We start from the raw sequence: 20,114 nt of genomic DNA, 5'->3' as shown, positions 1-20,114 counted from the left end.
ATTATTATGAAAGAGATCAAAGCTTTTATTCGAACCAACATGATCGATTATGTTATTGACGCCCTTGAAAATCTTGAGGATGCCCCCGGCATCACGCTCAGTGACGTGCGCGGCTGGGGACATGCCCAAGAAAAAGAAGCGGCTCAACTAGTCCAACGCATTAAGCTAGAAACTGTCGTACCCACAAATAGAGTTGATGAAATAATTTCGGTGATCGTTGAAAAGGGGCACACTGGAAACTACGGAGACGGAAAGATATTTGTATCCAACGTAGAAAAAGCTGTACGAATCCGAACCGGGGAAACCGATGACGATGTCATACGATAACCAACGTCCCATCACTATCCCCGAGACTGTCACTGCTTGACCGCAGTGACAGTTTTCTCAAATTATCATACCTTTTAAGTTATGGATCACAAACATTTTCATATTAAAAACATGGTGTGCAGCCATTGTGCTGAAGTTCTGCAGGAAAAACTCACCGATGCCGACTTCGAGGTCCAAAAGATTGAACTCGGCGAACTTTACCTATCCGAAACTGTTACCGAAAAAGATTATGAGCGATTGGTATCCATTATTCGCAATAATGGCTTTGACATCATCGATGATGAAAATAGCCGTACTGTAGAACAGATTAAGCAGCTCATTATTCAGCAAGTTCGGTCAGAAGAACCATTAGAAAAGAACCTGTCGGATTATCTCTCTGAGAACATCCACAAAGACTATCAACACCTTAGTCGCCTGTTTTCGGGAGTCGAAGGCAAGTCTATCGAGCGTTACTTTATACTACAGAAAATTGAACGGGCCAAAGAACTCATCGTTTATGATGAAAAGACGCTTGGCCAGATTGCTCTGGAACTTGACTATAGCAGCCAGCAACATTTCTCCCGGCAGTTCAAAAAAGAAACCGGGTTGTCGCCGTCGCATTTCAAAGAGATCAAAGAGAACAAACGAAATTCAATTGATCGGCTATGAGCAACATTGCTGTTAACAGGATCCGCTTCTGCTCAAACCACTGTCGGGCCTGCTGTCCGCATGACACCTTAAAACCCGCTGTCCCAAACTCATTGTCCGCATAATTTTGCACAAGATTCACATAAAGATGCAAGCACTCTTTGCGACCGGCAGTTATCTTGGAAGTAGAATTTGAAGTCGAAGAAAACAATTTCATGCTATGATTGAAGTAAATGCTCATACTAATGACGATATTCTTGCCATCAAGGCATCCGGCAAGCTTTCAAAAGAAGACTTGGATGACCTAGAACCGGCTTTAAACAAGTTTGCAACTGCATCTGATGACCCCCATTTAATCATGATACTGGAAGATTTTGGGGGATGGCAGGATACCGCAGCATTTTGGAAAGACTTGCAGCTTGATGCCGAATACATTGGATATTTTGATCGAATTGCGGTAGTGGGAGATAAAAAATGGCAAGAGTGGGGTACGAAGCTCGTCGATCCCATCACCAAGGAAGAGATGCAATTCTTTCCCATTGATCAAGCCGAGAGTGCGTGGGAATGGCTCAAACAAAATCACAACTGAATAATCATGACATTTATAAAAAAATATAAAGAGGCCATTGCCAGCGCCCTGTTTTTAGCAGCGGCCTTGATTGTTGAACACGCGTTTTCGTTTTCCAGTCAGGCCTATGTGTATTTGCCACTATATGGACTTTCATATATTGTTGTCGGCGGACCGGTGTGGATGAAAGCGTTCAAGTCTATAAAAAGCGGCACCATATTCAGTGAGTTCTTGCTGATGGGCATTGCCACTGTTGGTGCTTTTGCCATTGGCGAATATGCTGAAGGGGTAGCCGTCATGCTCTTCTACATGGTAGGCGAATACGCCCAGGATGGAGCGGTGAACCGGGCAAAGCAATCCATTAAGAGCCTGATAGATCAACAACCGGACACGGCTACGGTAGAGCGCAATGGGACAACGGAAAGCGTCCATCCCTCCAAGATTGAAACAGGTGAAATCATCCAGGTAAAACCCGGCGAAAAAGTACCACTTGATGGCGAGCTCCTTACCGAAAAGGCTTCCTTTAATACCGCAGCCCTGACCGGTGAATCAAAACCCATGAGTCGGGAATCGGGTGAAGAGGTATGGGCCGGTTCAATCAACCAGGACCGACCGGTCCGCATTAAAGTAACCAGCGGCTATGAGGATACAAAGCTATCCAACATTTTAACGATGGTCCAGGAAGCTTCCAAGCGAAAAGCCCCGACGCAACGGTTTATGACGAGGTTTGCCAGTATCTATACCCCCATCGTCGTTTGGCTGGCGGTAGCTCTTACATTCGTCCCGTATTTTGTGGTTGAAAACTATGTCTTTCAGGATTGGTTTTACCGAGCCCTTATTTTCCTCGTTGTCTCTTGCCCATGTGGATTAGTTATTTCCATTCCCCTCGGTTATTTCGGTGGTATCGGGGCAGCCTCCCGAAACGGCATTCTGCTTAAAGGTTCGGATTTCCTTGATCAGCTGCGAAAGATGAAAACCCTGTTCATGGACAAAACGGGCACGATGACCGAAGGCAGCTTTGAGGTTCGCTATATCCATCCCGTGAATGGATATAGCCAGGAAGAATTGCTTAGACTGGCCGCTTCCCTGGAACAGGACTCCACTCATCCGATAGCAAAAGCGATCCTCAACCGCACCAATGGGCAACAGCTGCACCCCGTAGAAAATCAGCAGGAAATTTCCGGCAAAGGATTAAAAGGCAGCGTCAACGGGAAAACTGTTGTCGTCGGAAACAGTGACCTATTAAAACAGGAGGGTATCAGCATTTCTTCCACCGATGTTGATGATCCTTATACCTATGTACATGTGGCCGAGGATGGCATACATGTTGGTACCATCAGCATTGCCGACCAGATCAAGGAGGATAGCAAGCAAGCTATTGAGGACCTTCGAAAACATGGTGTCAACGAAATCGTGATGCTGTCCGGAGATAACCAAGAAGTGGTCGACCATGTATCTCGAAAGCTGGGGTTGGATCATGCGTATGGAAGCCTGTTACCTGACGAAAAATATCGACACGTCGAGCAAGCGCTAAGCCCATCCAAAACAGTAGGATTTATTGGAGATGGGGTCAATGATGCTCCAGTCATTACACTGGCCGACATCGGGATAGCCATGGGCGGTATTGGATCGGATGCGACCGTTGAAACGGCCGATGTGGTTATTCAAACCGATCAGCCATCCAAGATACCAATGGCTATTGAGATCGCAAACTTTACGCATCGCATCGTATGGCAAAACATCGGTTTTGCGTTGGGGATTAAAGTCCTGGTGATGGTCCTGGCTACCCTAGGAATGGCTACCATGTGGGAAGCTATATTTGCTGATGTTGGTGTAGCCCTTATTGCTATCGGCAACGCCATCCGCATCCAGAATAAGTACTCCGATAAGGGATTTAGCCTTACTGCTAAAAGCGATTCTACAAGTCAAGTAGAAGAGCAAGCTAACGCTTGTTGTGAAATCTAAGAATTTAGTCATTAGGTCTCGGTACTACAAAAAGTACTATATTATCTTGCTAAGATCTTTACTCCATCTATTTATTACTTATGTATTTGATCAATCGATGTTAGAGACCAACTACGCTTAGTATTAAACTGAATAGACCATCTTAGAAACTTTATTCTGAAATTCTCTCCTGAACTAATCCATAGCAAACAGGTTTGGTGTTCCCTCAATTTATTATGGCCACCTAGTTTCTTATCTTCTTGTAGCTATTTTACAACTAACGTAACCTATTGACAGCAAACATCAGGAAATACCGACATGCTATATTGTTCCTGCTGATTACCTTGGCAGCAAATATAGTTTTGCCTTCCGCACTTCATGCGGTCAACCTGTTCTGTCAAATGGCGAGCACGCCACAAGTTGTGGCTAATGTTTCTAATGAGTCTGTAGAATGCTGCCCGAAGATTAACGCAGAAAATACGGACAGTTCCACAAACAAAGATCAGATAGACAGTTGCACCTTCAGGGAAGTTTGCCAGCAAGCTTTCTCCCATTCCTTTATTGACCTGACGAGCCTGTTGCCCGTAGAAAAATTGTTTACTGAAGCTATCGGGCCGATCCAAACAGTTTCCCATCACATTCAGGGTAACGGACTATTCATAAACCTTCCGCTGGATAATTCGTTATCTTATTCTACTCCTCCCATCTTCTTGATAAACAGCACTTTTCTGAATTAGCAACTCTTCTCTAAGCGATACTATTAGGAGGGCTTTCCATATCCTCGCATCTAATTACATAGCCTTAGCTCCTAACCAAATAGTATCCAATCCACCTCACTGATTTTTAATTCAATAACTCTATATCCTTTAAAAATGAAATACAAAATTACACGATCATATTTCTTGGCAGTTCTCGTCCTGTTTATCGGCATTATTGGCTGCTCCCAGGGAAAACAAGATAAAACCAATACAACAGATGATGTAGCCCTTGCACAACCCAAACCGATCAATGTGACGATGTACAAAAATCCGAACTGCAAGTGTTGCTCCAAGTGGGCCACCTACATGGAGGAAAACGGATTTTCAGTGACCGAGCAGCCGACAGATACGCTTGCCTCCGTTAAGAAACAAAAAGGTGTTCCGGATAAACTCAGTGCCTGCCATACGGCAGTTGTCAGGGGATATATCGTAGAAGGGCATGTCCCGGCCAAAGCAGTTCGGGAACTGCTTAAAAAACAACCCAACGCCAAGGGTATTACCGTGCCCGGCATGCCGGCTCAATCCCCGGGTATGGCGGAAGAGCCCGGACCAGTTGACGTATACTTTTTTAATGGGCCCGACCAAGTCGCCTATTTTGGAAAGATTAAACCATAAATGACGCTATGACATCTAAAAACAAATACAAATACCTGTTTATACTGGGAGTGCTCATTGCTGCAGGCTTTGCCCTGGCAGATTCACTGGGCTTTTTTAATCCCAAACCGTACACAGCCGTAAATCACGGCTCACACAATCATTACGTCCCTGAAAACCGAGATTCAGGAGTGGGCATCAACAAATTTCCCATGGAGGAGCCGGGACCCAGAGAGATAATTACGCCAACCGGTCAAATCGTCCGAAAGGATAAATGGGAATCTCAGCAAGCCGATTCGGCAGCCCAAAAACCTTGAGGTCGACAACTTAAACTGCTTATTCTCCCCTTCACTATAGAAATATTGGGGTAATAAATTGTTCAACCGAAAACTGCTTACACTATGAAATACTTTATCTATTCAATGTTGTTGATTGCTTTCACAGCTTGTGGAGCGGAACAGAACGAAACTACAGAACAACAGGGTATGGGAAGTGCCACTGCCAAGAAAGTGGAACACCTTGATCCTGCTTCCGCCCCGTTACATGAGGCTAAAAAAGAAGCCCCCGCCACGGATTTCGAGATCACGCTCCTGAGTGGAGAACCGTTTCGCCTCTCCGATCAAAAAGGAAAAGTCGTACTGATGAATATCTGGGCTACCTGGTGTGCACCATGCCGGGAAGAGACTCCTGATCTTGTTGCCTTATACGAAAAATACAAAGACCAGGGATATGTCACGCTCGGTGTCTCAGTTGACGAACAGGGCGAATCGGTAGTGCGTCCGTTTATGGAAGAGTATAACGTTACCTATCCGATGTACATCGACACCGACGGTACCGTTATGGAAAAATACGGTCCTACGATGGGCATCCCGACGACCTATATTATCGGCCGGAAGGGTAATCTCCGATACTTTGCCGTGGGAGCACTGACCAATAAAGAACTTGAACCCCGTTTGAAAGAGCTTCTGGCAGAAGAAAGGTAATCCTAATCCCCAATTGCCCCTACCACCTATGAACATTCAAAAAAATCTCGTTCCACTACTTTTCACTTTTCTTCTATCCAGTATTGGTCCCCTGCTCCAAGCCCAGCCTGTGGGTAGTACCGGGAAAGTATCCACCGAAGTCAAACTCTCGCAAAATGTAATCCCAGCTGGAGACTCTATGGCTGTGGCAGTAGAAATGAATATCGATGATACCTGGCACGTCAATGCGCAAAAACCCACGCTCGATTATTTGATCGGTACTGAGCTGAGCCTTGATTCTCTTTCGGGGTTCAGTATGAGCGGAATACAATATCCCGATTCGGAACGATTCACCTTTGCCTTTGCCGATGAGCCTATCGATGTATATCAGGGCAATGCCCCAATATTTTTTACGCTCACTACTACCCCCGATATATCCCCCGGATCGTACACCATAACAGGCACCCTGCGCGTTCAGGCATGCAATGATAACTCTTGTCTGCCACCATCAACCCTTGATATTTCCATTCCTGTTGAAGTGGCCGCAGCCAATACCGGATACAAATCCATCAATCAAGATCTATTTGAGGACTATGGGCAAACATCGACAGCCGGCAATTCTTCAACGTTGTTGCCTGACAATTCCATTGCCACTATGTTCAGTGAACGCGGGGCTGTCTGGGCATTCTTAAGTATTTTCCTGATTGGACTGGCGCTTAATCTAACCCCTTGTGTGTATCCCATGCTCTCGGTCACCGTGTCGCTGTTTGGCGGACGTGCTGATCAACAAATAAGTGCATATCAGTCTTTTACAAAGGCTTTAATTTACATATTGGGCATTGTCTTTATGTACAGCGTACTGGGGGTAGCGGCTGCCTACACGGGCAGTCTGTTTGGAAGCTGGCTACAAAGTTCAGTCGTTTTGGCTGCAGTGGGGGGAATTCTGCTGGCTATGGCATTGAGTATGTTCGGACTTTATGAGTTGCAGCCACCACAATGGGTATTGCAAAAGCTGGGTGGATCCCAACGGTCTGTAGGGCCTGTAGGTCTTTTTCTTTCTGGGGTAATGGTAGGTATTTTTGCAGCCCCCTGCATCGGACCACCAGTAATCGCCCTGCTGACATTTGTAGGTGCCCAAGGTAACCCATTGTTTGGCTTTTTTACCTTCTTTGTGATGGCATTCGGTCTTGGGCTTCCGTATCTCGTCCTCGGTACCTTCAGCAGTCTACTGTCCAAACTTCCGAAATCCGGGGAATGGATGGTGTGGGTCAAAAAGGTATTTGGAGTAGTTTTGATCGGCGCTGCCCTGTTTTTCCTTGCTCTGGCCTGGTTTCCTCAATACGTACTGTATATCCTCCCCCCGACACTTATCCTGGGTGGCATCTACCTCGGATTTATGGAATCCTCCGGACAAAACCTTAAAACATTTAACCGCGTTAAACGAATAGTGGGTGTTGCCGGTATAATTGGTGGTGTTCTATTCACTATGAATCTGACAAAACCAACAGTTCAATGGGAATCATATCATCCCGATAAACTGGAAAAAGCGGCCCAGGCAGGAACACCCGTAGTACTCGATTTTTATGCTGACTGGTGCGTGCCATGCCTGGAGTTGGATCGGATCACGTTTACCAATGAAGAAGTTATCTCTGCACTGCAATCCTACCGAACGATAAAAGTCGACCTCACCGATTATGAATCCCCCGAAGCTGAAGCAATACGCAAAAAGTTTGGCGTGGCTGGCGTACCCACGATCATATTTCTGAATAAAAACGGAATAGAAATCAAAGAGTCACGAGTGGTTGGATTTGTAGGAGCTAAAGAATTTCTGAAACGAATACCAGAATGATTCAACCCAATCTCATCCTGTCGCAGCAATCAGCTCGTGTACGTATTCATCAGGAATGCTCAACACAAATTAGTTGTGTTGGGGATTACCATTTTTTAGAAATAAAAATTAAGCTTTTTAAGCTTAATTTAAGCCTCTTCTTCCTATAATACCTGAAAACCAAGGCCCATAATCTATGGGTTACCACAATAAATAGCTTAAGGATGGTATTATGGAACATTCTCACCAAGACATGAAGCACGATCATAATCACAGTGGCAATCAGCATCACGACCATGAACATAACCACGAAAATCATAGAGAACACAAGCACTCCGGTGGGCATGCTGAACACCACGCCCACATGGCCGAGGATTTTCTGAAGCGTTTTTGGATATCCATTGCCCTAACCATTCCTATCCTGATTCTTTCTCACATGATTCAGGGGTTCTTGGGATTAGGAGATACCCTCCAGTTTACCGGTGATACCTATATCTCATTCATCCTTTCTAGCATCGTGTTCTTTTATGGTGGGTGGCCATTTTTGAAGGGCCTCTACGACGAGGTAAGTGATCGCCAGCCCGGAATGATGACCCTGATCGGTGTTGCCATTACGGCCGCTTACGTATATAGCACTCTCGTAGTCTTTGCGGTAGAAGGACAGGTTTTCTTCTGGGAGCTGGCTACGCTGGTGGATATCATGCTGATCGGTCATTATATCGAGATGAAATCCGTAATGAGCGCTTCCCGAGCCCTTGAGGAACTGGCAAAATTGATGCCGTCGGAAGCGCACGTAATTCAAGAAGACGGTTCCACCAAAGACGTCCCACTTGAAGAATTGCAAAAGGGATATAAAGTGTTGGTAAAACCCGGCGAAAAGATTCCGGCCGATGGAATGGTTATTGACGGTAAGTCATCAGTTAATGAATCACTGATGACAGGAGAATCTAAGCCCGTGTCCAAACAAAAAGACGATGAAGTCATCGGGGGATCTATCAATGGAGAAGGATCTCTTACGATTGAAGTTAACCGGACGGGTGAGGACTCCTTTCTCTCCCAGGTCATTGACCTTGTACGACAGGCACAAGAAAGCAAGTCCCGAACACAGGATTTGGCCAATCGCGCTGCATTCTGGCTGACCATTATTGCGTTAGGGGCCGGTGCGCTTACCTTCTTTGCGTGGACCTTCTTTACCACCGAAAATTTTGTATTCGCCCTGGAACGTACGGTTACCGTAATGGTGATTGCCTGTCCGCATGCGCTGGGACTGGCCGTACCACTGGTCGTAGCCGTTTCCACCAGCCTAGCTGCTCAAAATGGATTCCTGATCCGTAACCGCACCGCTTTTGAAGAAGCCCGTAACCTTGGCGCCATAATCTTCGATAAAACGGGAACACTTACCCATGGTGAGTTTGGCGTAACCGATGTCCTGACATTCAATGGCTTCGACGATAAGGAACAACTCTTGAGCCTTGCCGGCTCGCTGGAGCAGAATTCAGAACATCCTATTGCCCGGGGCATCGTAAAAGCCACAGACGGGTTAATGAAAGTAGAGGAGTTTAACTCCATCACAGGAAAAGGAATTGAAGGTCGCGTGGATGGCAAACAGGTCAAAGTGGTAAGCCCCGGCTACCTGCGTGAACATAACATTGACCATCCAACAGAACAGTATGAGCAGCTTTCAGAACAGGGTAAAACGGTGGTGTTCGTGATTATTGATGATCAACTTCAGGGGGCAATCGCCCTTGGCGATAGTATCCGGGAAGATTCCCGCGAGGCTATTCAAAGCCTCCATGATATGGGTATTCAGTGTATCATGCTCACCGGCGATAACCGGCAAACCGCCGCCTATGTAGCCAATGAGCTCGGACTGGATGATTTCTTTGCCGAAGTATTGCCCGAAGAAAAAGCTGCTAAAATAAAAGAAGTGCAACAGCGCGGACTCAAAGTGGCCATGACCGGTGACGGTGTGAACGATGCGCCGGCCCTGGCGCAGGCTGATGTCGGTATTGCCATTGGAGCTGGCTCAGATGTGGCGGTAGAAACCGGTGATATCATCCTCACCCAAAGTAATCCCAAGGATGTAGCTTCACTAATTGCGCTTGCAAAAGCGACCTACAAGAAAATGGTGCAGAACTTGTGGTGGGCTACGGGATACAACGCCTTTGCGATACCGTTGGCTGCAGGTGTGTTATACACTTATGGCATTATTCTGAGCCCCGCCCTTGGCGCTGTGCTCATGTCACTCAGTACCGTAATCGTGGCTATTAATGCACGGTTCCTTAAAATAGAACGCTAAATCCGAGGTTATGATGAAATTAGTCAAAGCATACATCCGACCCATGCTACTGGAAGATGTTTACACAGCACTCCGCAAAGAAGGGCATTGCTGCATGACTGTTTTCGAAGGTGAAGGCACAGGTCGATTTAGTGACCCTAATGATCAGCACGGATCCCTAAATTTCCCGGCCATGCATACGCATGTGGCAAAGATTGAAATTGCAGTGGAATCAGACGATGTAGCTGCAGTCATCGACATTATTAAGAAGCATGGAAAAACGGGTCACAAAGGAGACGGTATCATCTTTGTCACGGAAATTGAGGAGGCAACCCGAATACGAGATGGAAAACAGGGGCCTCAAATACTCAATTAATTAAACTCCACGCTTTAAGGTTGCTTTAAGGGAGGTTGTTGTATGTTAAAGCAGAACATCAAAACCTATTGAATCTTAAAAGACCAAAAATACTATGGAATATTTCACATCACAGAAAGTCGATCTCTCCTATGATCAGGCCATCGAAAAAGTAACCGGCCTACTCAAAGAAGAGGGATTTGGCGTGTTGACGGAAATCGACGTCAAGGATACCCTGAAAAAGAAGCTGGATGTAGATTTTAAAAAGTATAAAATCCTGGGAGCCTGCAATCCAAACTTTGCCCACAAGGCGCTGCAGGCGGAAGACAAAATTGGCGTGATGCTACCCTGTAATGTCATTGTAGAAGAAAATGAAGATGGCACGGTAGAAGTTTCCGCTGTAAACCCGGTGGCTTCGATGCAAGCTGTATCCAATGATGGACTTCAGCCTATTGCTGACGAGGTCCGAAAGAGGTTAGAAAAGGTAATCAGCAACCTATAACAAGAAATTAAACTGAAATTTAATCCAAATTAAAGGTGACTACTATGAAACGCTTAACACTTATACTATCAGCACTTTTCCTTATCACTAGTTTAGGTTTTGCCCAACAGCAGAACAACGATATGCAAAAGAAAAAACAGCAGATGCAGAAAATGATGCAAGATTCCACCATGCGCACTATGATGATGGAGCACATGGCTCAGAATCCCGAAATGCGCAAGAAAATGATGCAGCATATGATGAATTCCGAAGATATGGATCACTCAGCCATGATGGATAATATGGAGAAAATGATGAACGATCCTGAAATGAAAGAGCGCATGCAGAAACATATGGAGATGATGCAATCTATGATGGAAGATGGCGAAATGAATCACTCCAAAATGATGGAGATGATGGGCGAATCATCCATGATGAAGATGCATATGAAATGTATGCAGATGATGGGCGACCAGGGAATGATGAACAAAAAAGATGGCATGAAAGGCAGTAACCATCAACAACATCACAACTAATCATGGACTGGCTAAACGCTCTAAATACGCATTGGGCCCCGGTACTATGGATTTTATTAGCCGGGGTTTTTCTTCTAATCTGGTATCTGGCCTTACGTGGCAAGCACCGGCTTGAAATCAGAAATGCAGCCGTCGAAGTTCACCGTAGACGATTTCAAACCGGTGAGATATCGAAAGAAGAGTTCAACAGGCTCAAAAGTTCACTTACCAACAACTAACCATATCACATAAAAATGAGCAAGCATACCCTTTGGATGATTATTGGTTGTGGTGTTCCACTTCTGCTTCTGTTTTTCGCCCCAATGCTGGGGCTGAGCAGTAATATAACCATCTTTCTATTTGTCGTAGCAATGTTTGCCTGCCACATCCTGATGATTGGGCACCACCGAAAAGGATCCAAACATCAAGATCATCAACATTAAATACGGAGGTCACTATGGAAACGCTAAGCATAAAAAAATTGGGAATGGCCGTTGGCACTACTGGCGCTGTTCTATATATCGGCTGTATTATCCTGATGGTTTCAGTTGGAAGAGAAGGAACCATCTTCTTCTTTAATAGCCTATTGCACGGGCTTGATGTAGAACCCATAATTCGCATGAGTGTACCGCCATTGGATGCACTGTTTGGCCTCATACAAACCTTTATTCTGGGTTGGCTGGTCGGTGCATTGATCGCGGCTATATATAATATCTCTTATTCAAAAGGAGAAGATACCACTCAAAATTATTTTTAATACAGTACATGCAGGCGTAAAGCCTTATTTGGCTTAACTTCGTTAAATCGTTACTCCACAATGAAAAAAATAAACATAGAGAATCAAAAGCTGTCTTTAACAGGTTCTGTATCATTGGGCACGGGAGTAATGATAGGAGCCGGTATCTTTGTACTTATGGGACAAATTGCTGAGCTGGTCGGTGATTTGTTTCCGGTAACCTTTTTAATAGGAGCTGTGGTTGTGGGCTTCAGTTCGTATTCATACGTTAAATTCTCCAATGCCTATCCTTCCTCCGGGGGAGTGGCTAAATTTTTGACAAAAGCATATCAGCCCGGCACGGCGGCGGGCACCCTTTCGCTGCTGATGTATGTATCAATGGTTGTTGCCGAGAGTCTGGTGGCCGGCACCTTTGGCGCCTACACGCTGCGGCTGTTTCCCGAAGCATACGCCGGCTATGCTTCGGCGTTGGGTGTAGGCCTTCTGGCCCTGGCCTTTATCGTTAATGTAATGGGCAACAAAGTTATTGGTGCAACGGCAACCGTCACGGCTATTATTAAGGTTGCAGGCATCGCACTGCTTGCTATTGCGGGTTTAGCCATAGCAGGGTTTCCGGATATTACTGGTAACTTTGTTTCAAAAAATAGCCAGTCGTTGCCGGCAGGTTTAAGTTTTATTGCTGCGCTGGCCCTCTCGATTCTTGCGTATAAAGGCTTTACGACGATCACCAATCAAGGGGATGATATTCAGGATCCGCATCGAAATATGGGGCGGTCTATTATTATTTCAATCCTGCTATGCACGCTGATCTATATCGTTTTAGCACTGTCCGTATCGGCAGGATTGAGCATCCCTGAAATCATTGCTGCAAAAGATTACGCACTTGCGGAGGCTGCACGACCGATTTTTGGAGAATGGGGCACATGGCTAACCATTTTACTTGCCATAGTGGCTACCGTATCCGGTGTAATAGCCAGCGTTTTTTCAGCCTCCCGACTATTGGGAATGCTAAGCAATATGAAACAAGTGCCCAGGCTAAAGGCGGGGAGATTCCAAAATCCGGCCCTTATTTTTACGGTGGCTTTGGCCATGGGTTTGACTATTTTATTTGATTTAACCCGCATTGCTTCTATTGGGGCTATCTTTTATCTGACGATGGACATTGCTATACACTGGGGCCTGCTGCGGCACCTGAGGGAGAAAATTGATTTCCATCCCGCTGTGCCGGTTATAGCCATAATTATGGATGTTGCCGTACTTGGGGCTTTTATTTATATCAAATACCTGACGGATCCCTTTGTTCTTGGGGTAGCTTTGGCAGGGATTCTACTTATTATCCTGGCCGAGCGTCTTTTTATGATATCGCATACCGACAGTGAAGGAAAAATGGATATGGGAATGGATGAGGAAGAGATGAAAGGGAAGATATAAACCGAAATTTCGCTGGAGGAATGGCTTTTTGCCTTTACCTTTGGCATGTACTGGTCCAGCCTGTACGAACACCTCACCTGGCACAGGCTACAACCTGCCTGATGAGTCAAGCCTATTCTGTGTACTGCCAAAATAATTAGAAGAACGCCTTCCAGTTTAAGCTTTATTTCAGCAATACCCTCGTATGTTATACAAAAGAACATGACATCCGTTAATTCAATCAATAATTATTATTATGGAAATACTAAAAAGCCTGCTTCGAAATCTTGCGGATAAACTTGGCGAGCTATTGGATAACGCTCAGCTGCAGGAAGTTCCGGTAAGAGTAGAGACCAAAAATCATCCGAATGCATATAAGATGAATAGGTACCATCATATACGCGGGTAACACTTTGAAACAGACACTTATTTTCAGGACGCTTTGAAATACTTCCTCACAAACCCCTCTTGTCCCGAATCCTCGGGATTAGGAGGGTTTGGGGAGGTCCAAACAAAGGTATTTTAAAGGCCCCTTTTTATTCAATAAATAACCACCAATCGAAAGAACACTGCCATGAAATGGTCACTTTATATCGGAAAACCTGCAGGTATCAAGGTCTTTATTCACTGGACTTTCATCCTGCTGGTTATCTGGCTCTCCTGGATGCACCTGCAACAGGGGCACGGGCTTTTTGAAATAATCATGGGACTCATTTTTCTCGCAGCCCTTTTCGGGTGCGTCACTCTCCATGAGTTCGGCCATGCCCTGGCCGCTCGTCGGTATGGGATCGGGACCCGGGATATAAACCTGCTTCCTATTGGCGGGGTGGCCCGGCTGGAACGCATGCCCGAAAATCCCAAAGAAGAGCTAGTGGTAGCGATTGCCGGACCGGCGGTCAATGTGGCCATTGCCATCGGATTATATATGATCATGCTGCTTCTGGGACAGTCTGATATGGAACTGGGTCATCATATAACCGGCAGTAATTTCCTGGCCGATTTGCTGGTGATCAATATTATTTTGGTTCTGTTTAACCTGATACCGGCCTTTCCGATGGACGGCGGGCGCGTGCTCCGGGCATTGCTGGCTTTCAAGTTAAGAAGGGATCGCGCCACCCGGATCGCTGCTTCTATCGGGCAACTGCTGGCTATCGGTTTTGTTCTCATCGGCCTCTTCTACAATCCGTTTCTGCTGTTTATCGGAATTTTCATATTCCTGGGGGCCGGTGCAGAAGCCCGTCAGGTTTCGATGGCGGAATCTGTGAAGCATCTGACGGCTAAAGATATCATTAAGGGCAACTATCCGGGCGTCACGCTCACCGCCACGGTGGCCCAGGCCGCTTCAGCGATGCTTGAAAGCCCGGCTTCAGAGGTAGTCGTTACCAATGGCGACCGGTTTGAGGGCCTGATCTCCCATGCATCGATTATCAAAGCGTTACAGGAAGGCAAATCTGATCGTCCGGTAGTCGAAATTATCCGGGAAGACGTCCAAACCATTCCACCTGACATCACTTTACTGGAGTTGCTTTCCGCCACTCAGGTCGAGGGGCAATCTATCTACCCGGTGGTTGAGGAAGGGAAGTTATTAGGCGTTATAACAGATCATAACCTGAACGATATCATGCGGGCACGACAAACGCTGTCCGCCCATATCGAAGAATAATTGCCAAAGCAGTGAGAACTACGCCAATTTAAGCTTGTTTTAAGGCACGGGCTTTATTTTACAGACAGCACCTTGCTACAGCTGACAAATAATGGCACAGCATATATTCAACAGTAACATAATACCTTAGCACCATGTTTTACGATCATCATTTTATAGGCATGCACTGGATCTGGTGGCTTATTATGATAGCCATCATCCTGCTGGTAGTCTTCGATATCATTCCCTACCGGCCCCGAACAGAACCGAAAGAGGATGCCTTGGATATTCTAAAAAAACGATTTGCCCGCGGGGAAATTGAACGCGAAGAGTTTGAAGAACGAAAACAGATTTTAAAGCAAAACAAATAACATAAAAGGAATACTATTATGGAAAAGATTAACGTAGCCGTAAACGGATATGGCGTCATCGGAAAACGGGTGGCGGAAGCAGTAACCCTGCAAGAAGATATGGAGCTGGTGGGCATCGGCGATATAGTCGCCGACTGGAGAATAAAGTCGGCTGCTGCCAAAGGATATGCCGTGTTTGCCAACACGGAGGAAGGCCGCAAGGCGATGAACAAGGAGGGTATTCCGGTAGCCGGTGATCTTGACGACCTGCTTGATCTCGCTGACCTGGTGGTGGATTGCGCTCCCAAAAAATTCGGCGCTCAAAATGCTGAGCGATATAAACTTGCCGGGGTAAAATATATCGTACAAGGAGGAGAAAAACATCAAACGACCGGCCATTCCTTTGGCGCCGAAAATAATTATGCAACCGCCCTGGGAAGGGATGCAACCCGTGTGGTATCTTGCAACACTACCTCCATCGTACGGACCCTGAGCGCATTAAAACGGGCGGGACTGCTTAACAAAGCACGTGGTACCCTGCTCCGCAGAGCTACTGATCCGTGGGAGAGCCACAAAAACGGCATCATGAATACGCTGGTTCCTGAACCGGAAATTCCCAGCCACCAAGGCCCCGATGCCCAAAGCGTGGATCCCGAGCTGGATGTTGTAACCGCAGCGGTAAAAGTACCCCAAACACTTTCTCACCTGCACTACTGGACTGTTCAATTGACCCGGGAAGCATCCAAAGAGGACGTGTTGGAAGCTTTAGGCACTTCTTCCCGAATCGCTTTTATACGCATGGATAATGAATTATCAGCAAATAATGCTGTGAAAGAATTAATGCTGGATATAGGCCGTCCTCACGGTGATATGTACGAAGTAGCCATCTGGGAGGATATGCTCAAGGTGGAAGGCGATGAGCTGTACTACGCCTACCTGGTTGATAACCAGGCCATTGTCATTCCCGAAACCATTGATGCGATCCGGGCGCTTACCGGAATTGAACCCGATCCCAACAAATCCATTGAAAAGACAAACCGGTCGCTGGGTATTACACAAAGGTTCTTTTAGACAGACCCTGTTACTTTACCAACATACATTAAAACAAAACGGAATAATAATATGGAAAGAGGAATAGAACATTCGGGGGCCTGGGTGATAGCAATTTTTGTTATCGTTATTGCTTCCTGGCTATTATACAAGTATCTGGCACCCAAATCCTGGCGGGAGTGGGTGGGAGCTGGTTTAATTCAAGGCTTTATCATTGCATTGTATGCAGAGATGTATGGCTTTCCCCTTACTATTTATTTGATGGCGCGATTCCTGGGAATTGACAGTGGGTCTGTAGATGCCAATCTCTGGTCCACATTATTAGGCATGGGTCAGACCGGCATGATGATCTCAATGATTATAGGTTATACCCTGCTTTTTATTGGCTTCGGAATTTTTATCCAGGGCTGGCGTCAGCTTTACCATGCCAAGCAGGAAAACAGGCTGGCAACCGACGGATTATACAGCTTGGTCAGACATCCCCAATACACCGGATTGTTTATCGGGCTTTTTGGAGAGGGTGTCATTCACTGGCCCACTATATTTTCCGTGGGCCTGTTTCCGGTTATCGTTATTGCATATGTTCTGCTTGCCCAAAGAGAAGAGAAGAAAGTAATTGAAGAATTTGGGGAAGAATACCTCGAATACAAGCGGAAGGTACCGGCCTTCCTTCCGGTGAAAGGTAAATGGAAACAGTTTATTCAACGGTCCAATAATACGGGCTAATCAAATTTATAGTTATTCCAATCCAATAATGGTCTAAAGTATGGCACCAATCACAGTCACCAAAGCTTCCGGAGAAAAAGAACCATTTGATGAAAATAAACTTCGCCGTTCACTTAAAAGCGCAGGTGCTGACCAACAAATTATTGATCGAATTGCAAATGCCATCAGTGAGATACTCTATGATGGCATTTCCACACAGGAGATCTATAAAAGAGCTTTTCGACTGCTCAGAAAACATTCCGATCGTTCAGCAGGACGTTATAAGTTAAAAGAAGCATTATTGGAGCTGGGACCTACTGGTTACCCCTTTGAAAAGTTTGTTGGCGAACTACTTAAAAGGTTAGGCTACCAAACTGAAACAGGAGTTACTGTAAATGGTAATTGCGTTTCCCATGAAATTGATGTGATCGCTGAGAAGGATAACAAGCATTTCATGATAGAATGCAAATTTCACAACCGAAAAGGGCATAAATGTAATGTAAAAGTCCCCCTTTACATTCAATCACGATTCCAGGATGTGGAAAGAAACTGGAGCAATCAACCCGGTCACGAAGATAAACAACACCAGGGTTGGGTGGTTACCAATACCCGATTTACCAAAGATGCCCTGCAGTATGGGAATTGTATCGGTCTTAAACTATTAAGTTGGGATTATCCCCAGAATAATGGGCTTAAAGATCTTATTAGCCAAGTGAATCTCCATCCCATTACTTGTCTTTCAACTCTCAGTAAAAAAGATAAACAGCAGTTGCTTCAGCAAGATATCATTTTTTGCCAACAGTTATGTGAGAACGATAAGATCCTAACAAGTATAGGACTGGACAATCGCAAGAAGAACCAAGTATTGAAGGAAGCTCAGGATATCTGTAATATCAATAAAAATTAAGTACCTAAATGAAATACTCAGATGATAATCACGTCGAAAGAAACCCTACCATAATCATTTACTGCAAAGAATGGTGTACCTATTTGCAAAATATGGTTAATTTTCTTCGCGAACGGCAGTGGTCATTCACTTTTGTTAATTTAGAGTTAGATTCTAAAAAAGCTCAAACGTTAATTTCATCTCTTGGAAACCCTTTGATATTACCCGTACTCGAAATTGACGAATTACTTTATGAGAAACCAAACTACAAGGAATTGAAAAGAATATTTTACAATCCAAAAACCCTTGAAGGTTAAAAAAGAAAGTAAGCCAATGTTTAACTTGAGAAAAATACATTTTGTCTTTGTGATTGCAGGGCTGTTACTGGTTTTGTCCTCCTGTCATAGGGACCAATCCAATTACATGACTGAGCAACAACGTGAGCAGCTTGAGGTCGCCTATGATTCATTGCAGACTACCTACAAATCATTAATGGCAGAGTATGAAACAAATTCTGATACCCTGCCCGGGGAGCTGCAATCCCTCTACACCCAAATGCAACAGATGCACAGCGAGATGGATGGCAATCACCGCCAAATGATGAGCATGCACATGGATCGACACATGCAGGGCGATAAGATGATGGCGGAAGGGATGGGCATGCATATGCAGAACAACATGACAGGTGAATGGTACAACCAGATGATGAGCATGCATGATCGAATGGCAAAGATGCACCAAGAAATGGGACAGCAATCGATGGCGGATATGAACAAGCGACTCTCGGAGGGATACGGCAAGATGAGACAAATGACCCCCAGCACAGATGAAACATCGGAAGTCCCCTTCAATGAAGAGGGAGACCCTTCATTGCTTAACGGTGAATCCCTTTTTGCTCAAAATTGTGCTTCCTGCCATGGAAACAATGCCGAAGGTGTTGGCAACGTCTTCCCTCCCTTGGTAGATTCTGAGTGGGTTACCGGTGACAAATCCGTACCTATTCGCATTCTGCTTCATGGACTTTCGGGGAAAATCGAAGTCAACGGGCAATCTTACCAAGGGAACATGCCTTCTTTTAAAGCGCGACTCAGTGCAGCGGAAATGGCTGCCATTCTGAATTATCTAAGAGATGAAAGCGAAGGTGATCATTCAAATATTTCCCAAGAAGACATCATCCGAATTAGCAATACCTACAGTGATCGTATGACTTCTTGGAATGCAGAAGAGTTGAATGTACAAGAACAAAGCAACCAATAATATGCATGCCGAGTCTAATAAAACGGCACTTGTTCTCTGCGGTGGTGGGGCCCAAGGGGCTGCTGAAATTGGTTTCTATCAAGCAATGGTAGAACAGGGAGTAAAGCCGGATTTCATTATCGGCACGTCAATCGGGGCTATTAACGGAGCTTTCATTGCCTCTGGATTGGATATAAGTCAATTAAAAGAACTATGGAAAGGGATTTCAGAACAAAAACTTTACCGATTCAACCCAGAGCTTCTATGGAAATGGGGCAATGCTTCAAGTTTGTTTAAGCCCACAGGCATAAAACATTTCCTGAAAAGGAATCTCCCAGTCGATTCTTTTGAAGAACTCGATATCCCGCTGACCGTAGTAGCAACCGACCTTCAAAAAGCTGGTTCCACCTATATTGATAACGGTAAATTACTACCTGCCCTACTAGCCAGTTGTGCCCTGCCAGTATATTTTCCTCCGCAAATTATAAATGGCAATCAAATGGTTGATGGAGGGATTACCAATAATATCCCCATTGATAAAGCCTATAACATGGGATCTGATACTATTTACTGCATGTTAAGTGATTGCCGGCACCAGTTCAGCAATACCGTAAATGGATTGTTTAATATGATAATACGCACGGCCCAGGTCAGCCAACACCAAAAACTTAGAAACGATATTCAAAAAATTGCTGCCAATACGGAGCTTTATCTCTTGGATCTCTGCATTAATACCCACCTGACCAGCGTGCTTGATTTTAGCAAGACTGAAATGATTATTGAAGAAGCATACCAATTTTCTAAACGAGCCCTGGAACAAGGATATGGATGCGTTCCTTTGCCGATTGAATAACTAAATAAC

General features: G+C 45.3%; 26 protein-coding genes. All 26 read left to right on the top strand.

The window, feature by feature from the left end; genetic code table 11:
- Window positions 1-6: 6 nt before the first annotated feature.
- The 26 genes from ACT3IB_RS04825 to ACT3IB_RS04700 all read left to right on the top strand — a co-directional run bounded on the left by ACT3IB_RS04825 (window position 7) and on the right by ACT3IB_RS04700 (window position 20,105).
- Window positions 7-327, top strand: a complete 321-nt coding sequence (locus ACT3IB_RS04825) for a P-II family nitrogen regulator (RefSeq protein ID WP_095606389.1) — start codon at window positions 7-9, stop codon at window positions 325-327.
- An 81-nt stretch (window positions 328-408) separates the two neighbouring features.
- A complete protein-coding gene (locus ACT3IB_RS04820; RefSeq protein ID WP_491537882.1) occupies window positions 409-975 on the top strand; it encodes a helix-turn-helix domain-containing protein in 567 nt (188 codons plus the stop codon).
- A gap of 199 nt (window positions 976-1,174) precedes the next feature.
- Window positions 1,175-1,543 (top strand): SpoIIAA family protein, encoded by a 369-nt coding sequence (locus tag ACT3IB_RS04815; protein ID WP_095606391.1) that lies wholly within the window; start codon window positions 1,175-1,177, stop codon window positions 1,541-1,543.
- Window positions 1,544-1,549: 6 nt separating this feature from the next.
- On the top strand, window positions 1,550-3,487 hold the full coding sequence (locus ACT3IB_RS04810; RefSeq protein ID WP_255233366.1) for a heavy metal translocating P-type ATPase: 1,938 nt from the start codon (window positions 1,550-1,552) through the stop codon (window positions 3,485-3,487).
- A 380-nt stretch (window positions 3,488-3,867) separates the two neighbouring features.
- A complete protein-coding gene (locus ACT3IB_RS04805) occupies window positions 3,868-4,203 on the top strand; it encodes a hypothetical protein (RefSeq protein ID WP_141239907.1) in 336 nt (111 codons plus the stop codon).
- 135 nt (window positions 4,204-4,338) lie between these two features.
- Window positions 4,339-4,839: a DUF411 domain-containing protein gene (locus tag ACT3IB_RS04800; protein WP_491537881.1), complete on the top strand. Its 501-nt coding sequence runs from the start codon at window positions 4,339-4,341 to the stop codon at window positions 4,837-4,839.
- 8 nt (window positions 4,840-4,847) lie between these two features.
- Window positions 4,848-5,135 (top strand): hypothetical protein, encoded by a 288-nt coding sequence (locus tag ACT3IB_RS04795; RefSeq protein WP_095606394.1) that lies wholly within the window; start codon window positions 4,848-4,850, stop codon window positions 5,133-5,135.
- Between the two features lie 84 nt (window positions 5,136-5,219).
- Complete coding sequence (locus ACT3IB_RS04790) at window positions 5,220-5,801, top strand: TlpA disulfide reductase family protein (protein ID WP_095606395.1); 582 nt, start codon at window positions 5,220-5,222, stop codon at window positions 5,799-5,801.
- A 28-nt stretch (window positions 5,802-5,829) separates the two neighbouring features.
- A complete protein-coding gene (locus ACT3IB_RS04785) occupies window positions 5,830-7,629 on the top strand; it encodes a protein-disulfide reductase DsbD family protein (protein WP_095606396.1) in 1,800 nt (599 codons plus the stop codon).
- A 211-nt stretch (window positions 7,630-7,840) separates the two neighbouring features.
- Window positions 7,841-9,907, top strand: a complete 2,067-nt coding sequence (locus ACT3IB_RS04780) for a heavy metal translocating P-type ATPase (RefSeq protein WP_491537880.1) — start codon at window positions 7,841-7,843, stop codon at window positions 9,905-9,907.
- 10 nt (window positions 9,908-9,917) lie between these two features.
- Window positions 9,918-10,262 (top strand): P-II family nitrogen regulator, encoded by a 345-nt coding sequence (locus ACT3IB_RS04775; RefSeq protein WP_491537879.1) that lies wholly within the window; start codon window positions 9,918-9,920, stop codon window positions 10,260-10,262.
- 94 nt (window positions 10,263-10,356) lie between these two features.
- Window positions 10,357-10,743: a DUF302 domain-containing protein gene (locus ACT3IB_RS04770; RefSeq protein WP_491537878.1), complete on the top strand. Its 387-nt coding sequence runs from the start codon at window positions 10,357-10,359 to the stop codon at window positions 10,741-10,743.
- A gap of 44 nt (window positions 10,744-10,787) precedes the next feature.
- Complete coding sequence (locus ACT3IB_RS04765; RefSeq protein WP_491537877.1) at window positions 10,788-11,258, top strand: hypothetical protein; 471 nt, start codon at window positions 10,788-10,790, stop codon at window positions 11,256-11,258.
- Between the two features lie 2 nt (window positions 11,259-11,260).
- The gene (locus ACT3IB_RS04760) at window positions 11,261-11,476 is read left to right on the top strand and encodes an SHOCT domain-containing protein (protein WP_265767934.1); all 216 of its coding nucleotides are present in this window, start codon (window positions 11,261-11,263) and stop codon (window positions 11,474-11,476) included.
- Between the two features lie 15 nt (window positions 11,477-11,491).
- On the top strand, window positions 11,492-11,680 hold the full coding sequence (locus ACT3IB_RS04755; protein WP_265767935.1) for a hypothetical protein: 189 nt from the start codon (window positions 11,492-11,494) through the stop codon (window positions 11,678-11,680).
- A gap of 14 nt (window positions 11,681-11,694) precedes the next feature.
- Complete coding sequence (locus ACT3IB_RS04750; RefSeq protein WP_491537876.1) at window positions 11,695-11,994, top strand: DUF5676 family membrane protein; 300 nt, start codon at window positions 11,695-11,697, stop codon at window positions 11,992-11,994.
- Between the two features lie 60 nt (window positions 11,995-12,054).
- On the top strand, window positions 12,055-13,404 hold the full coding sequence (locus tag ACT3IB_RS04745; RefSeq protein ID WP_142715557.1) for an APC family permease: 1,350 nt from the start codon (window positions 12,055-12,057) through the stop codon (window positions 13,402-13,404).
- 235 nt (window positions 13,405-13,639) lie between these two features.
- Window positions 13,640-13,792: a hypothetical protein gene (locus ACT3IB_RS04740; protein ID WP_185958444.1), complete on the top strand. Its 153-nt coding sequence runs from the start codon at window positions 13,640-13,642 to the stop codon at window positions 13,790-13,792.
- A 165-nt stretch (window positions 13,793-13,957) separates the two neighbouring features.
- Complete coding sequence (locus tag ACT3IB_RS04735) at window positions 13,958-15,046, top strand: site-2 protease family protein (RefSeq protein WP_142715556.1); 1,089 nt, start codon at window positions 13,958-13,960, stop codon at window positions 15,044-15,046.
- 134 nt (window positions 15,047-15,180) lie between these two features.
- A complete protein-coding gene (locus tag ACT3IB_RS04730) occupies window positions 15,181-15,396 on the top strand; it encodes an SHOCT domain-containing protein (protein ID WP_142715555.1) in 216 nt (71 codons plus the stop codon).
- An 18-nt stretch (window positions 15,397-15,414) separates the two neighbouring features.
- Entirely contained in the window at window positions 15,415-16,446 is a 1,032-nt protein-coding gene (locus tag ACT3IB_RS04725; protein WP_142715554.1) for a type II glyceraldehyde-3-phosphate dehydrogenase, read from the top strand.
- Between the two features lie 51 nt (window positions 16,447-16,497).
- On the top strand, window positions 16,498-17,151 hold the full coding sequence (locus tag ACT3IB_RS04720; protein ID WP_491537875.1) for a methyltransferase family protein: 654 nt from the start codon (window positions 16,498-16,500) through the stop codon (window positions 17,149-17,151).
- 40 nt (window positions 17,152-17,191) lie between these two features.
- On the top strand, window positions 17,192-18,037 hold the full coding sequence (locus ACT3IB_RS04715) for an ATP cone domain-containing protein (RefSeq protein WP_491537874.1): 846 nt from the start codon (window positions 17,192-17,194) through the stop codon (window positions 18,035-18,037).
- A gap of 8 nt (window positions 18,038-18,045) precedes the next feature.
- A complete protein-coding gene (locus tag ACT3IB_RS04710) occupies window positions 18,046-18,333 on the top strand; it encodes a glutaredoxin family protein (RefSeq protein ID WP_491537873.1) in 288 nt (95 codons plus the stop codon).
- A 106-nt stretch (window positions 18,334-18,439) separates the two neighbouring features.
- Window positions 18,440-19,273: a c-type cytochrome gene (locus tag ACT3IB_RS04705; RefSeq protein ID WP_491537872.1), complete on the top strand. Its 834-nt coding sequence runs from the start codon at window positions 18,440-18,442 to the stop codon at window positions 19,271-19,273.
- Window positions 19,248-20,105: a patatin-like phospholipase family protein gene (locus ACT3IB_RS04700; protein ID WP_491537871.1), complete on the top strand. Its 858-nt coding sequence runs from the start codon at window positions 19,248-19,250 to the stop codon at window positions 20,103-20,105. Before ACT3IB_RS04705 ends, ACT3IB_RS04700 begins: the two co-directional genes overlap by 26 nt.
- Window positions 20,106-20,114 lie beyond the last annotated feature (9 nt).

It is taken from the genome of Fodinibius sp. GM21 (assembly GCF_058386955.1).
This window is presented reverse-complemented; position numbering and strand designations above follow the sequence as displayed.